Source organism: Burkholderia sp. Bp8963 (genome assembly GCF_003854275.1).
In the GTDB taxonomy this organism is placed as follows: Bacteria; Pseudomonadota; Gammaproteobacteria; order Burkholderiales; family Burkholderiaceae; genus Burkholderia.
On record NZ_QTQP01000030.1, the window covers coordinates 68,814 to 84,862 of the forward strand.

Below are 16,049 nucleotides of genomic sequence, written 5' to 3' on the forward strand. Positions count from 1 at the left end.
TCGTCGACATCTTGGGGCTCGTGATCGGCTGCCGGGGCTGATTCTCGGGATCGGTAGACGACGACTACCCGGCTCGACGTCGGCTCCAGATGCGATATAGTGCACAACAATGATAAAAAAATCAACTATGACGGTGTAATTTAACTAAGTGCATACCGGCATCAAAGGATAAGGCCACACCAGGCAGAGCCGCTGCACAAGTATTGGCTCGTTTGCACCAGTTGACAAAAGTATCAGCAATGACTTTAATGTCATCAGCGGGCCGAGCAATTGATCGGACGAGCAACCATAGAGACGATAGGAGCTGAGCGTGGAGACAAGCGCGCATATTGGCGTTCCCAGATTGACTACTGCACAACCGTCGCGTCATCCTCATCCCACGACCAAGGCGTCGGCGTTGTCGTACTTGATCTTCGACCGTCCGGACCTCGGACAGGCCGAGCGGTTTCTCAACGACTTCGGACTGCGAACGGTCTTTCGAAACGAAGCGTTGTTGCTGTTGCGAGGCACCGGCCCGGCGCCGTTCTGTTATGTCGTTCGCCACGCGGCGAAGGCACGGTTTGCCGGCTTTGGATTGCAGGTCGACAGCAAGTCGGACCTGCATGCCCTGACCAAGCTCCCCGGCGCCTCGGGAGTGGAATCGTCGGACTGGCCCGGCGGCGGATATCGCGTGACGTTGACCGACCCGTCGGGCTTTCGCGTCGATGCAGTCTGGGGCCGTCGCGAAGTCGAACCGTTGCCCCATCGAAACGCGCTTCAATTCAATTCCGTGGACGCGGCAGTACGAATCAACGACACGCAGCGCCCGCCGGCGGACGCGCCTGAAGTCATCAAGCTGGGGCATGTCGTGCTCGAGTTGGCCGACTTCCAGGAAACGTGCGCGTGGTACACCCAGCACTTCGGTTTTATCGCGAGCGATGTGCAGACACTCCCGGACGGCTCACCCGCCGTCGCATTCATGCGTCTGGATCTGGGCGAGCGGCCAGCCGACCATCACACGCTCGCATTGGCACAAGGCTTCATTCCGAAGTACAGCCATAGTGCCTTTGAATTGGTCGATGCGGACGCGGTCGGCATGGGGCAACGCGTGCTGCGCGAAAAAGGTTGGACGCACGCCTGGGGTATCGGACGTCATATTCTGGGCAGCCAGATATTCGACTACTGGCAAGACCCCTGGGGCGACAAGCACGAACACTACTGCGACGGCGACCTCTTCACGTCGGACGTACCTACCGGCCTGCATACGATCAGCCGTGAAGCGATGGCCCAATGGGGGCCGGCAATGCCACGCAGTTTCACCAAGCCCAAGCTGTCGCTGTCGAGCCTGGCCGCCCTCATCCGCAACCTCCGGCGCAGTCCGGATCTGACGATGAGCAAGCTGCTGACGCTCGCCAAGATATTCGCCTGACACCCCCGCATTTCCGAACAACGGAGACTCGAAACCATGTCACTGCATGTTTTGCATTATCGGCACGAAGGCCACGCTCGTTGGGGCGTGGTACGAAACGGCGCCATCACGCCTATTCCCGGCGAATTCGCAACGACGGCGGAATTTATCGCCGCGAATCCGATTGAGCGCCTGCTCGAACTCGACGGTCCGACGATTCCCGAGTCGACCGTGCAATGGCTCTCGCCTGTCACGGCGAATCAGCAGTTCATCTGCCAGGGTGCGAATTATCGCCAGCACATGATCGAATCCGGCATGGACCCGGATGTCAAGAAGTTCAACATGATCTTCACGAAGGCCGCGAGCTGCATCGTCGCTGCTGACTCGAAACTGGTGAAGCCACATGAGGTACGGTTTCTCGACTATGAGATCGAGCTCGGTCTTGTCCTCAAACGCGACATCACGTCCCGCGAAGCGGTTACTGACGAGAACCTGCACGATTTCATTGCCGGCGCCGTGATCGTCAACGACTACTCTGCGCGCGACATCCAGATTCCACAGATGCAGTTCTACAAGGGCAAGAGCTATCGTACGTTTGGCCCTGTCGGTCCGTACCTTTGCCTGCTCGAAAAGCATGACATGCCGAAGCTGAAAGACCTCGTGCTGACGCTGACCGTCAACGGAAAGGTTCGACAGAACGATTCCACTTCGGGTCTTGTCTACGGCCCGGCAGAGACATTGACCGAGTTGTCCGGCGTTCACGACCTGCATGCCGGTGACTTGCTCGCAACGGGTACGCCGTCCGGTTGCGCGCTGATCATTCCGTCGCCGGAAAAGCAACGCGCCGCGGCACACCTGCCCGAAGCGGAGAAATGGCGTCTTTTCCTCGCCTTGCAAGCGGATCGACCGCAGTACCTTCAGGATGGCGATGTGGTCGAAGCACGTATCGTCAGCCAGGATGGCTCGATCGATCTTGGCACCCAGCGCAACGTCGTCGTCGCAGAGGCCGCATGAAAGGCGTCGCAAACGAGCAGGATGTCCTCGCTATCGAATCGCAGGGGCAACGGGCGGATCTTCCGTCGAGCACCTACGAAATGATCTGCCGGGGCGCCGCCATCAATCCATCGGCACCCGCGCTTTCGTTCTTCGCAACCACGGACGACTACGCGAACCCGGAGCGCTGGACTTACAGCGAACTGGTGCGCGACATCACGCGCACTGCGAACATGTTGTCGCGACTGGATGTACAGCGAGACACGGTCATCGCCTATGTATTGCCGAATCTACCCGAAACGCACTTTGTGATCTGGGGAGGCGAGGCGGTCGGCATTGTCTGCGCGATCAATCCACTGCTCGAAAGCGACGCGATCGGCGAGCTGCTCAATGCCTCAGGCGCCAGCGTGATTGTCACACTGGCGCCGTATCCCGGCACGGATCTGTGGCCGAAAGTGCAGGCGGTCTTGCACAAGGTTGCGTCGCTCAAGCATGTCGTGCTGGTAAACCTCGCCGACCATGTGCCGGGCGAACAGCGATTTGCGGCCCGAATGCTCCAGCGCGGCGAATGCTCGAGGTTGCACGGCGAGGAAGGGGTGCGAGGCGCGGTTCCTTCGCACGTCGCCATCCACGACTTCGGCGAGGCAGTCGCACGGGAGCCGGGCACGGTGCTCTGCACCCCACACCGGATGAACAGGGACGACGTATCGTCCTGCTTCGGCACGGGCGGCACCACAGGCCTGCCAAAGATCGCGATGCGCCGGCACGGCAACGAGGTGGCCAATGCATGGAGCGCCGGACAATTCCTCGGTGAAAGCGTTGGCCCGGGCAAGACGATCTTCTGCGGATTGCCGCTTTTCCACGTCAATGCCGTGATGGTGACGGGACTGCTGCCGTTTTCACGCGGTGCGCATGTCGTGGTGGGCACGCCGCAAGGTTATCGCGGAGAAGGCGTCGTCAAACGCTTCTGGGACATCGTCGCGCATTACCGGATCAACTTTTTCAGCGGCGTGCCGACCCTCTATGGCTCGCTGCTGGACGTGCCCGTTGACGGCCGAGACATCAGTTCGCTCGAATACGGGTTGTGCGGTGCTGCGCCGATGCCGGTGGAATTGCTGCGTGCTTTCCAGGCGCGAACCGGAATCAGGATCCTCGAAGGCTACGGCCTCACGGAAGGTACCTGCATCAGCAGCGTCAATCCGCCGCTCGGCGAGCGGCGGGCCGGCTCGATTGGCCTTCGTCTTCCGGGCCAGGCCATGAAAGCCGTGATGGTCGATGAAACGGGCCGTTATGTGCGGGACTGTGTTGAGGACGAGGTTGGCCAACTGGTGATCTCCGGTCCGAACGTGTTCATCGGCTATGTGCGGCCGGAGCAAAACAGCGGCATCTGGATGGATCTGGCTGATGGCGGCAGATGGCTCAATACAGGCGATCTCGGACGCTGCGACGCAGACGGTTACTTCTGGCTCACGGGCCGAAAGAAGGAGCTGATCATTCGTGGCGGACACAACATCGATCCAGCAGCGATCGAAGAAGCGCTGCACCGACATCCCGCAGTGCAGATTGCTGCGGCAGTAGGGCGGCCTGACATGCATGCAGGCGAACTGCCGGTCGCCTATGTCCAGCTGAAGCCGGGCATAACGGCAAATGAAGCAGAAATGGCAGCGTTCCTGCGTGACGAGATCAGCGAGCGAGCTGCGTTCCCCAAAGGCATACGGATCGTTGAAACGATGCCGTTGACGGGGGTCGGCAAGATCTTCAAACCCGCGCTGAAGCGGATCGAAACCGTAGATGCCCTGCGGTCGGCGCTCGCGGAAGCTGGCGTCGAGGGCGCAACCGTCAGCATCGTTGAAGACGCCTTGCGCGGGATTTCAGTTCACGTCGAACTTCCCGACGCTGAACTCGAATCATCGGCGACTTCCGCGCTTGGACGCTTTCCGTTCGCGTTCTCGATCGCTGTCATGGCGAGTTCCGGGAGCAGGACTGCGCAGAAAGGCAAAACGAAGTAACAGACGTTCGAGGTTGAGGGCTCGATACACGGTGGAGGCCGGAAGCAAAGCAGGGATCCGGATAAGCCATATCGTTGAATTTAGTACGACTACATAAGATAAGGAGATGATTTCTGGAATCGGTCCAAAGATACGAGGGCCGATCCGACGATCCATATCAATGGACAGATCGTTAAAGCGGTGCACACGATAAAAAGTTATTTAGCCGATGAGGCAGGAGAAGACGCGTGAGGAATTACAGGAGAAATGTTCGGCCTGTCGTTATGGCGGGTTTTATCTGTTCGGCTGCGCTTGCTGGAAATGCGAATGCCCAGTCGGCCGGAAGCTTTACCCTGTCGACGGGGTGGCTTCACGTAGCACCACAGGGTAATGCCACGCCGCTCACCGTGGAGAGCGCGGGTGGTGTTGCGGTCAATCAGCAGTTACCGGGCACTGGTGCACACGCGTCGTCAACGGATACGCTCGGCATCAACACCGAGTACTACGTGACTGACAACCTCGGGATCGCCACACTCATTGGCCTGCCACTAACAGTCAATCTGAACGGCGAGGGGACGCTCGCGAAGTATGGCACCCTCGGCACGACGAGGCCAATGCCGCCCGCCGTCGAGCTTCGATATCACCTGTTTGACGCTCAGTCGAAATTTCGTCCTTTCATCGGATTGGGCGTGACCTATACGTGGTTCACCCAGGTTCGCGCCACCAACCGCCAGTTCATCACCGATAGCGTTGGTCCTGGCGGATCGATACGCGCTACGCTCAGTGCATCGTGGAACCCGGTGTTCGATGTCGGGGCAAGTTACGCGATTTCCAAACATTGGTCGGTCGGAGCGTCTGTCGGCTACATCCCGCTCAAGACGCACATGACCATATACGGACAGACCGCAACCGGAACGCAGATCGTTTCCAGGTCGACGCTCCGGATCGAACCCATTAACGTCTTTCTGAACGTCGGCTATACGTTCTAGCGCGGACGACCAGCGTTTCCTGACGCTAATTCCGGCGCCGGATCGTGCCGCCAACGCTTCATTCGCCAGGTTTTTTTATGCTCATCGAAGACATCGAATACGTTATTTTTCGCCACCCGGACCTGGCTGCCGTCCGCAACTTCATGGTCGACTACGGTTTGCTGGATCTGCAACAAGGCGCCGACACGCTTTATCTGCGCAGCTACGGGGACGCGCCTTTCTCCTACGTCTCGACGCAAGGCGAGGCCGCGTTTGTTGGTGTCGGGTTCCGCGTGAGCTCGCGCGAGGCGCTCGATACGTTGGCGGCACGCTTTGACTCGCCCGTGACCGATTGCCCGCATCCGGGCGGAGGCCTGTACACGGTGGGGGCCGATCCCGATGGCCGTCGGCTGGAGTTCGTGTTCGGCGCCGAACGTCTCCCAGTCGTTCCGTCGGGCGGCGCTCCGATCGTGTGGAATGACGCCCATGCGAGGAACCGGCTGGGCCATTTCCAGCGCCCGGCCTTCGGCCCGTCGCACATTCAGCGGCTTGGCCATGTGGCCGTCTTCTCGCCGGACCCGCAGGGATTGATCTCGTGGTATGGCGAAACCCTCGGCATGCAGCCGTCGGAACTGATCTACCAGGGTGACGAGAATCGTGTCGTGGCCGCCTTCATGCACCTGGAAACAGGCGCGACATGGACCGATCACCACACACTGGCCATTGTCGGCGGCAAGGCGGTGGGCCTGGACCACGCCTCCTTCGAATGTCGCGATATCGATGACGTGGGCATCGGTCACATGGTCATGGCCGATAAAGGCTACACGCACCGCTGGGGCATCGGCCGGCATTTCCACGGCAGCCAGATTTTCGATTACTGGACCGATCCCGCCGGCTTCCACATGGAGCATTACGTGGACGGCGACCTCGTCAACAGCGACTCGCCGCCCCTGAGCTATCCGTTCGGACGAGAAACATTGTTGCAATGGGGCCCGGCTTTCCCGGGTCTTTGAACCACCACCAGACATGACCGCGCCCGCCTGAGCGGCTTGCCCGCTCGGGGGAGGCGGTCCGTAATGCCCTGATGCTTGCACCTGCGCAGCCTTCTGATTGGATCAAAAAGTGAAACGACAGATCCTCAAGACCATTCTCTTTGCGATGCCCAAGGTCCTCGACCTGACGGCACGCCGCTTCCCTGCCTATCGCGATCGGCTAAAGGAGCGCGATCTCGTCGCGTGGATCGGGCTCATGGATCAAAGCATTGGTCGCGTCATCAAGTTCAAGAACGGCCGCATCCGGTCGTGTGCCGGCAGGCATCCGAAGCCCGACGTGCGCATGCTGTTCAAGGACGTGGCCACCGCCCTGAAATTTCTCTCCGCCAGTCCGGACTACCTGGAAATCATCCATGCGGCGAAAAATTTCAAGGTGGTTACTGAAGGCGACGATGCGTTGCTGGTGTGGTTCATGCAAACGCTGAGCATGATGCAAACCATCAGCCTGCCGATGGGTACGCCCATGCGCGACGGCACGCAGCGCTACACCACGTGCACCAACGGCGGCCCTTTATTCGTGTACGTGAAAAATGGACGCATCATTCGCGTGACGCCTGTCGATCTCGACGGCAAGGACGCCCCGAGCTGGGAGATCGAGGCGCGCGGGCGCCGTTTCAGCCCGCCACGGCGCGGCCTCGTCGCGCCGCACGCATTGGCGATCAAGTCGCTCGTCTATTCGGACAAGCGCATCCTTCACCCGATGAAGCGAGTCGATTTCGACCCGGACGGCGAGCGCAATCCGCAAAACCGTGGCAAGTCTGCCTATGTGCCGATCAGCTGGGACGAGGCGTTGGACATCGTCGCGAAAGAGATCAACCGGCAAAAGCGTGTTCACGGCCCGGGCTCCATAACGTTCCCCATGTCGTCGCACCACCAGTGGGGCAATATCGGCTACTACCTCAGCGCGTTGACGCGTTTTGCCAACCTGATCGGCTTCACACGGGTGGCCGCCAATCCGGACAGCTGGGAAGGTTGGTACTGGGGCGCCATGCATCACTTCGGCAACTCGATGCGCGTTGGCGTGCCGTCCGGCTATGGCGGAATCGAGGATTGCCTGAAGGAGGCCGAAATGATCGTTTTCTGGTCTAGCGACCCGGAAAGCACGAATGGCGCCTATGCCGGATTCGAAGGTACGCCGCGGCGTCTTTGGGCAAAGGAACTGGGAATCGAGTTCGTCCATATCGATCCGCACTGCAATCCGACTGCCCAGTTGCTGGGTGGGCGATGGGTTCCGGTCCGACCGCAAACGGACGCGGCCCTCGCCACTGCCATCATGTATGTATGGCTGATGGAGGACCTGTACGACAAGGATTACGTCGCTAACCGGACGACCGGGTTCGACGAATGGCGGGCCTACCTGACGGGCGAGACGGATGGCGTGCCCAAAACACCCGAATGGCAGGCGCTGGAAACCGGCGTGCCGGCCAAGGACGTCCGAGCCCTGGCGCGGCGGTGGGGGAAGAAGAAGGTGTATCTCGCCGTCGGAATGACGGGCGCGGGATTTGGCGGGGCGGGACGCGGTGCGACGGGGGCCCAATGGGCGCGTTGCATGATCATGATGATGGCGATGCAGGGTTGGGGCAAGCCGGGCGTCAATTTCGGCTGCCTCGAAATCGGCGTTCCGCACGATCTGAACTTCTACTTTCCAGGCTACGCGGACGGTGGGATGTCGGGCGAGCTCGCGTGGACCGCGAACGCCGTGAACAACTATCAACGCATGCCGCACATCCTGACGATGAATCCGGTCAAGCAGATGGTTCCGCGGCAGCAGTTGCCCGATGCAATCATCAACGGCCACGCGACAGGCTACCTCTGGGACGGCATGTCCCAGGAAGCGCAGTTCGCGCCGTTCAGTTATCCGATGCCCGGTTACTCGCCGATCCGCATGATCTATCGCTATGGCGGCTCTGCCTTCAGCACGGTCACGAAAGCGGGGCGCTGGGCCGATGCTTACCGTCACCCGAGCATCGAGTTCGTGGTCAATCAGTCGATCTGGATGGAAGGCGAGGCGACGTTCGCCGACATCATTCTGCCTGCATGCACGTCGCTGGAGCGGTGGGACATCGGCGAATGGTCGAATTCCGGTGGCTACGCGCATCACGGCTTCAATACGGTCAATCACCGCATGATTACGCTGCAGCATAAGTGCATCGAACCTTTGGGCGAGTCCCGCTCCGACTATGACATCTTCACCGCTATTCTGACCCGTCTGGGACTTGGCAGCGTGTTCACCGAGGGCTGCGGGGAGCTGGACTGGGTCAAGCGGGTTTTCGACTCGTCAGATTTGACCGATCACATTTCGTGGCGTGAGTTCTGCCGTAAAGGCTACTTTGTTGTACCGACCGAAAAACCGGAATTGCGACATCCAGTGGATATGCGCTGGTTCGCGGAAGGCCGGCGCAAGGATCTGCAGGAGCCGCATCCGATGCCGTCGCAATATGCCGAAAAATTCGGCATGGGCCTGCAGACGCCCAGCGGCAAGCTCGAGTTCGTACCCGAGTTGCTGAAGCGGCACACAGCGGACAACCCGGAGCGGCCGGCGGTGAACCGATACATCCCGTCCTGGGAGGGCATGCGCTCTCCACTGGCACAGCGATATCCGCTGCAACTGATCGCCACGCATAGCCGTTACAGTTTTCACACCCACTGCGACGGCAAGAACTCCTCGGTCAACAGCATCGAAGATCATCGTGCGTTGATTGGCGGACATCGCTTCTGGCTGCTGCGGCTCGGCGCCGTCGACGCTGCGGCCCGCGGCATTGCCCATCGCGATCTCGTCAAGGTCTACAACGACCGCGGTGCGGTTATCTGCGCGGCTGATGTATCGCCGCTGGTCACTGCCGGGGTAGTCAAGTCATACGAGGCGAGCGCTGAATTCCAGTTGATCGAAATGGACGGGGAGTGCGTCGAAATTGGCGGTTGCATGAACCTGCTGACCCCGGATCGGCCCCAGACGGCAGGTACCAGCAGCATGAGTCCGAATTCATGTCTTGTGCAGGTGGAAAAGTGGAAAAGCGCGGATGCTTTCCTGATCCGTCGCGCAGCGTGAGGAGCACACGATGAGCAAATGGAATCTGGTTATCAAGGTCGGGCAATGCGAGAACTGCCAGAACTGCGTCATCGCGGCGCGCGATGAGCATGTCGGCAATGATTTTCCTGGGTACGCCGCGCCTGCCGCGGCCAGCGCCGAAAGCCCCATTCGCATCCTGCGCCGCGTGCAGGGCGAGTCCCACATGGTCGAAACGACGTACTTGCCGGTGATGTGCAATCACTGCGACGACGCACCCTGCATGCGCGTCGGCGGCGACGCGATCCACAAGCGATCCGACGGCATCGTCATCATCGATCCGGACAAGGCGCGAGGGCGCATGGACATCGTCAAGTCCTGCCCGTACAAGGCAATCGTCTGGAACGAGGAACTGCAACTGCCGCAGACCTGGATCTTCGACGCGCATCTGCTCGATCAAGGTTGGTCACACCCGCGTTGTCAGCAGTCGTGCCCGACCGAGGTGTTCGAAGCGGTCAAGCTCGATGACGAGTCGATGGCCGAGAAGGCTCGGCGCGAGGGCCTCAGGGTGCTGCATCCCGACTTTGGGACGAAGCCGCGCGTGTGGTACAGCGCGCTGGAGCGATGGGACACCTGCTTCATCGGAGGAAGCGTGAGCGCGCAGATTGGCGATGTGGTCGAATGCGTCGCGGGTGCGGAAGTGACCCTTTACGGCGGCGATCGCATGGTGGCCAAAACCGTGTCCGACGGCTTCGGCGATTTCCGGCTTGGCGGCTTGGCGAAGGGCAGCGGCGTCTACACAGTCGAAATCCGTCATGCACACGGGGAGGCTTCGCGCCAGTGCGAATTAGGCGAAAGCGTCTACCTTGGCGAAATCAGCCTTGCTGGGTCTTCACGAAATATCGCAAATGACGGACTTCATCAGGCTGTGTTATCCGAGAGCCGCAGTTCCGTCACATCGTGACGGACTCGTCTCGCCTCAATGCGTAAGGGCGTTCGTGCGCTAGCTGCGAACGCGCGCCTTTTGAGGATCGTAAAAAACGGGCGCAGTCACCCGCGCGTCGATGCGTTTCTGCTGGCCGTCAAGCTTGCCGACGTGGAGCACGTCGCCAGGCTGCGCGTGGTACACGTCGATTCGCGCGAGTGCGATGTTCATGCCGAGGATCGGCGAGCGCATGCCGCTCGTGACGACACCAACCTGCGCCCGCCCGTCGTGCACGCAATCGCCGTGATGGGCCGGTTCGTTGCCGGCGAGTTCCAGCCCGACCAGCCGGCGATGCGGATGCGCGCTACGGCGCAGCAGCGCGTCCCGCCCGACGAAGTCGTCGGTCTTCGTGTTGAGCGGAACGCTGAATCCGATGCCGGCCTCGAACGGATCGGTTTCGTCGGTGAATTCGTATCCGGCGAACACGAGCCCGGCTTCGATCCGCAACAGGTCGAGCGCCTCGAGTCCGAGCGGCACGAGCCCGTGCGGTTGACCTTCTGCCCAGATCGCATCCCATACGGCCTGCGTATCGCGCGGATGACACCAGACCTCATAGCCGAGCTCGCCGGTGTAGCCGGTCCTGCTGACGATGACGGGGCAGCCGTCGTCGCCGCCGAGGCGGCCGATCAGGAAGCGGAACCAGCCGAGGCTGTCGAGCGACGGTTGCGTCGCGGGCGTCCGGATCAGCGCGCGCAGGATCTCGCGGCTGCGCGGCCCTTGCACCGCGACATTGTGGATCTGGTCGGACGACGACTTGATCCATGCCTTCATGCCGAGCCTGTTCGCCTGCTCCCGCAGCCAGATACCCGCGAAATCGTCGCCGCAGATCCAGCGGAACGTGTCGGGGCCGAGCCGCATCAGCGTGCCATCGTCGAGCATTCCGCCGTGCGGATGGCACATCGCCGAGTAGACGACCTGGCCGACCGCGAGCCTGCGCACGTCGCGCGTCAGGCAGTATTGCAGCAGGGCCTCGGCGTCGGGACCGACGACATCGAACTTGCGCAACGCGGACAGATCGATGATCGCCGCGCGCTCGCGGCAGCCGTAGTACTCGTCGATCGCGCCATAGCCGTCGAACCGCGCCGGCAGGTGCCAGCCGCGGTAGTCGACGAAGTGTCGCGTGAGCGCCGACGTGCGCGCGTGGAAGCCCGATTGGCGCGTCAGCACGGGCAGGGCGTCGGGTGTGGATCGGATAGCGGTGGACATGGTGAAGCGCGCTTCGCTTGAGTAGGTTCGGATCCGGATGTCGGTCGGTTGCCACGCGTTTGCGAGATCGATGTCGTCGGGGCACGACGTGCTGACGCAGAGCAGCGGCTTCAACGCGCGCATCAGCACGTAGTCGCCCGGGCGCGACCACGGTTCATCGATCGTCATCTGCCCGTGCGCGTCGATCGCGGTATTGAAGAAGAAATTGATCGCCGGCCAGCCGGGACGCGCGGCCACGCCGTAATCGGCGAGCGCCGCGCTGATGTTGTCGCTGCAGTTCGGATGACCCGGGTAGCCCTGCGTTTCGTAATAGCGCGCCGTGCACGCGAGCGCGAACGTGTCGTGCCGGCCGACGGTGTCGTGCACGACTTCCAGCATCGGCTGCATGAGCTGGTCGAAGAATCGTGCATACAGACCGGGCAGCGGATACGCATGGCCATTCAGCGTGCGCGTGACAGTCGGATCGATGCCGACTTCCTGATGGCGGCCGAGCGCGTCGAGATCGAATGCGACGAAATCGGAGCATTGCCTGCCATCGACGTCGACGATCTGGATGTACTCGCCGGCCGCCACCGTGTAAGCGACGGCGGTGCCTGGACGGATCACAAAATCGGCGAGCGGATCGGCGAGCGGCACACTCGTCTCCGTGGCAGCGGACTTTCGTGCGCGGACGACGGACAGGTGCAGTTCCGTCGCCGGCCGGCCGGCCCGGTCGACGGGCACGGGGCCGCCGGGTGCCGCGACAATCGCGACGAGCGGCTCCGTCGCGACGAACGTGCGTGCGCAGCCGGCATGGGTGTCGCCGGACCAGAGGATTGCTCCGGCCGGCAACGGCGCGCCCGTCAGTCCGTGTCGTTCGAACAGGGTCGTGATATCCCGTTGTGCGGCGAAACCGCCGTTCAGGCATTCGGCGATGAAGCGCGCGCCATCGTCGGGCGTCAGGTCGAGCGCGGCAAGCGCGCTGCCGCCGTCATGCACGCGCAATGCGAGCAGTTCGGCCCGCTGCCGGCCCTCGACATCGATCACCTGCAGCGTGTCGCCGGCATCGAGCATGACGGCGGCGAGCCCCGAACCGGCGACGCGATGGCGTTCGCGGCCGGCCGCATGGCCGGACAACGCGGGTTCGTGCGGCCGCGATACGGACGGCGGACGAATAAGCATGGACGTTCCTTGCATGGATGGACGGGCGCGGCTCGCGATGCGCGTGGCCGCGAATGACACGGCTTGTGTCGCGGCGCCCGGAGCACAGCCGGGCGCCGCAACTCGGCGCGACGGTCAGCCTGCGCGCACGCGCGGCTCGGGCGCCCGCTCGCCGAGGTACGCGTCCATCGAATCGTCGAGCGCGTCGAGCCAGGGCGTGTGATGCGGCGGCGACTGGGTGCCGGTCATCAGCGAGCGATAGGACTTGTCGCGATAGCCCATGATGTCCTCGTGCTTGTCGTGCTTCCACGCGAGGAACGTGCGATTGACGCCGGCGATGTCGAAGTTCGGATAGTCGGTCGCATCGATCAGGTCCTGGATATAGCTGCCTTGGTACTCGAACATCTGCTGGTTGGTGACCAGCGATTCCTCGCGCGCACGCCACGCGAGGCTGTCTGCGTGCATCGCGTCGAAACCGGGCAGCGCGATGCGGCCGAGGATCACGTCGCGTGCGTACCAGGCTTGCGCGTCGAACATGTTGAACGAGTACCAGAGGTCCTGCATGCCGAGATAGATCAGTTTCGGATTGCGCTCCCAGAAGATGCCCTTGTACAGGTCGAGCGGCCAGAGCCGGTTGTTCGTCTTCAGCCGCAGGCTGTCGGGCAGGAACGGGAAATGGTGCTGGTATCCGGTGCAGAGGATGATCGCGTCGATCTTCTTGCTGGTGCCGTCGGCAAAAAACGCGACGTTGCCGCGAACGCGCTCGAGCAACGGCTTTTCTTCCCAGTTCGCCGGCCAGTGATAACCCATCGGCGCGGTGCGATAGCAGCTCGTGATGCTGCGCGCGCCGTACTTGTAGCATTGCGACCCGATGTCCTCGGCCGAATAGCTGCTGCCGACGAGCAGGATGTCCTTGTCCTTGAATTCGAGCGCATCGCGAAAATCGTGCGCGTGCAGGATGCGTCCGCCGAAACTGTCGAAGCCGGGAAAGCTCGGCAGGTTCGGCGTCGAGAAATGGCCGCATGCGTTCACGACATAGTCGAAGTCTTCCGCATACACGACGTCCTTGTCGAGATCGTGCACGGTCACGGTGAAGCGGCCGCTGGCGTCGTCGAACGCGATCTGGCGCACGACGGTGCCGAACCGGATGTATGGACGGACGCCGGCCTTCTCGACGCGTCCCTTGATGTAGTCCCACAGCACTTCGCGCGGCGGATAGGACGCGATCGGCTTGCCGAAGTGCTCCTCGAACGTGTAGTCGGCGAACTCCAGGCATTCCTTCGGGCCGTTCGACCACAGATAGCGGTACATGCTGCCGTGGACGGGCTCGCCGAATTCGTCGGTGCCGGTGCGCCACGTATAGTTCCACATGCCGCCCCAGTCGCGCTGCTTTTCGAAGCAGACGAGTTGCGGGATGTCCGCGCCCTTCGCCTGGGCCGACTGGAAGGCGCGAAGCTGGGCCATGCCCGACGGGCCCGCACCGATGATTGCAACACGTTGTGTCATCGCGTTCTACCTCGTTGGAAGTGATTAGCCATTCGGGCGCGGACGTACGTCACGTCGCGCGTTGCCGCCGCGCCGCGCGCGCGGTGTTCTTCATCAGGAAGGCGATCGTCATCGGCCCGACGCCGCCCGGAACGGGCGTCAATGCACCGGCGACGCGCGACACGCTGTCGTGGTCCACATCGCCGACGAGCCGCGTCGCGCCACCGGATTCGATCCGGTTGATGCCGACGTCCACGACGACCGCGCCCGGCTTGATCCAGCCCGCATCGACGAGCCCCGGCTTGCCTGCCGCCGCGACGACGATGTCCGCCTGGCGGCACAGTTCCGCGGCATTCGCGCTGCGCGAGTGGACGGTCGTCACCGAGCAGTCGCACTGGAGCAGTAGCGCCGCCATCGGCTTGCCGACGATGTTCGAGCGCCCGACGACGACCGCATGCTTGCCGCGCAGATCGCCGACGATCTCCCGCAGCAGGTGCAGGCAGCCCGACGGCGTGCACGGCACGAGCACGTCCTGGCCGAGCGCGAGCCCGCCGACGTTCTCGCGATGGAAACCATCGACGTCCTTGCGCGGATCGATCGCATCGATCACGGCCGCGGCGTCGAGCTGCGCGGGCAGCGGCATCTGCACGAGAATCCCGTGTACGTCGGGGTCGGCGTTCAGTTCGGCGACGAGCGCGAGCAAGGTGGGCGCTGCGCTGTCGGCGGGCAGTCGGTGCTCGATCGAACGGATCCCGACCTGCTGCGCGCGCAGGATCTTGTTGCGCACGTAGATGTGGCTTGCCGGATCGTCGCCGACGAGCACGACCGCGAGGCCGGGCATCACGCCTTCCGCGCGCAGCCGCGCGACGTCCTGCCTGACGGATTCCAGCAGCGCGTCGGCGATCGCCTTGCCGTTGATGAGCGTCGCGCCGCTCATTTGAAGATCACCGTGCGGCTCTGGTTCAGGAACACACGGTGCTCGGTGTGGTACTTGACCGCGCGCGACAGCGCGACCGTCTCGGTGTCGCGTCCGATCGACACGAGATCGTCCGGTTGCAGCACGTGGTCGACGCGCTGCACCTCCTGCTCGATGATCGGCCCTTCGTCGAGGTCGGACGTCACGTAGTGCGCGGTCGCGCCGATCAGCTTCACGCCGCGCTCGAATGCCTGGTGGTACGGCTTCGCGCCCTTGAACCCCGGCAGGAACGAGTGGTGGATATTGATCGCACGGCCGGAAAGCCGCTCGCACAGGTCGTTCGACAGGATCTGCATGTAGCGGGCCAGCACGACGAGCTCGGTGTCGGTTTCGTCGACGATGCGCAGCAGCTCCGCCTCCTGCCGCGCCTTGGTGTCCGGCGTGATCGGCAGGTAGATGAAGCGGATGCCCTCGCGCTCGGCCATCGGCCGCAGGTCGAGATGGTTCGACACGACCGCGGTGATCTGCATGCGCAGCTCGCCCTTGCGGAAGCGGTACAGCAGGTCGGACAGGCAGTGGTCGAACTTGCTCACCATCAGCAGGACCTTCATCGGATCGCCGGCGCTTTTCAGTTGCCACTGCATCGAGAAGTCGCGGGCGACGCTGCCGAAATCGCGCTGCAGCTGCTCGACGTTGCCGCTCGCACCGGCGTTGAAGCGGAACACGGCACGCATGAAGAACGTGCCGCTGACCTCGTCGTCGTACTGCGCCAGTTCGCTGATGTAGCAGTTCGATGCGGCGAGCTGAGAGGTGACGGCAGCGACGATGCCGGACGTGGCCGGGCAGCTGATCGTCAGGATGTAGTTCGAATTCACGTCGTGTGTCCTCGAAACGGATCGGAATGCGGGAAAGGCCGGCCGCC

Annotated in this window: 11 protein-coding genes; 7 read left to right on the forward strand and 4 right to left on the reverse strand. The window is 62.4% G+C overall.

Annotated elements, in window-relative coordinates:
* Positions 1 to 310 precede the first annotated feature (310 nt).
* From DID96_RS23700 to DID96_RS23730, 7 genes are all read left to right on the forward strand, one after another.
* Positions 311 to 1,408, forward strand: coding sequence for a VOC family protein (locus tag DID96_RS23700; protein WP_124601690.1), 1,098 nt, complete (start codon positions 311 to 313; stop codon positions 1,406 to 1,408).
* A 36-nt stretch (positions 1,409 to 1,444) separates the two neighbouring features.
* The gene (locus DID96_RS23705; RefSeq protein ID WP_124601691.1) at positions 1,445 to 2,401 is read left to right on the forward strand and encodes a fumarylacetoacetate hydrolase family protein; all 957 of its coding nucleotides are present in this window, start codon (positions 1,445 to 1,447) and stop codon (positions 2,399 to 2,401) included.
* Positions 2,398 to 4,389, forward strand: a complete 1,992-nt coding sequence (locus tag DID96_RS23710) for an acyl-CoA synthetase (protein ID WP_124601692.1) — start codon at positions 2,398 to 2,400, stop codon at positions 4,387 to 4,389. The genes DID96_RS23705 and DID96_RS23710 overlap by 4 nt, the downstream gene beginning before the upstream one ends.
* A 263-nt stretch (positions 4,390 to 4,652) precedes the next feature.
* Positions 4,653 to 5,357 carry an OmpW family protein gene (locus tag DID96_RS23715; RefSeq protein ID WP_124601693.1) on the forward strand — a complete coding sequence of 235 codons (705 nt, stop codon included), beginning with the start codon at positions 4,653 to 4,655 and terminating at the stop codon, positions 5,355 to 5,357.
* Between the two features lie 77 nt (positions 5,358 to 5,434).
* Positions 5,435 to 6,349 (forward strand): VOC family protein, encoded by a 915-nt coding sequence (locus DID96_RS23720; RefSeq protein WP_124601694.1) that lies wholly within the window; start codon positions 5,435 to 5,437, stop codon positions 6,347 to 6,349.
* 109 nt (positions 6,350 to 6,458) lie between these two features.
* Positions 6,459 to 9,437 (forward strand): molybdopterin-dependent oxidoreductase, encoded by a 2,979-nt coding sequence (locus DID96_RS23725; protein ID WP_124601695.1) that lies wholly within the window; start codon positions 6,459 to 6,461, stop codon positions 9,435 to 9,437.
* 10 nt (positions 9,438 to 9,447) lie between these two features.
* A complete protein-coding gene (locus DID96_RS23730; RefSeq protein WP_124601696.1) occupies positions 9,448 to 10,359 on the forward strand; it encodes a 4Fe-4S dicluster domain-containing protein in 912 nt (303 codons plus the stop codon).
* A gap of 39 nt (positions 10,360 to 10,398) precedes the next feature.
* On the opposite strand, the gene DID96_RS23735 is transcribed toward DID96_RS23730, so the two are convergent.
* The 4 genes from DID96_RS23735 to purU form a co-directional block, all read right to left on the reverse strand.
* Complete coding sequence (locus DID96_RS23735; protein ID WP_185732340.1) at positions 10,399 to 12,747, reverse strand: DUF1989 domain-containing protein; 2,349 nt, start codon at positions 12,745 to 12,747, stop codon at positions 10,399 to 10,401.
* Between the two features lie 114 nt (positions 12,748 to 12,861).
* Positions 12,862 to 14,232 carry an NAD(P)-binding domain-containing protein gene (locus DID96_RS23740; protein ID WP_124601697.1) on the reverse strand — a complete coding sequence of 457 codons (1,371 nt, stop codon included), beginning with the start codon at positions 14,230 to 14,232 and terminating at the stop codon, positions 12,862 to 12,864.
* Between the two features lie 49 nt (positions 14,233 to 14,281).
* Positions 14,282 to 15,148, reverse strand: coding sequence for a bifunctional 5,10-methylenetetrahydrofolate dehydrogenase/5,10-methenyltetrahydrofolate cyclohydrolase (locus DID96_RS23745; protein WP_124601698.1), 867 nt, complete (start codon positions 15,146 to 15,148; stop codon positions 14,282 to 14,284).
* Positions 15,145 to 16,002, reverse strand: coding sequence for a formyltetrahydrofolate deformylase (purU, locus tag DID96_RS23750; RefSeq protein ID WP_260463993.1), 858 nt, complete (start codon positions 16,000 to 16,002; stop codon positions 15,145 to 15,147). The genes DID96_RS23745 and purU overlap by 4 nt, the downstream gene beginning before the upstream one ends.
* Between the last annotated feature and the right edge of the window lie 47 nt (positions 16,003 to 16,049).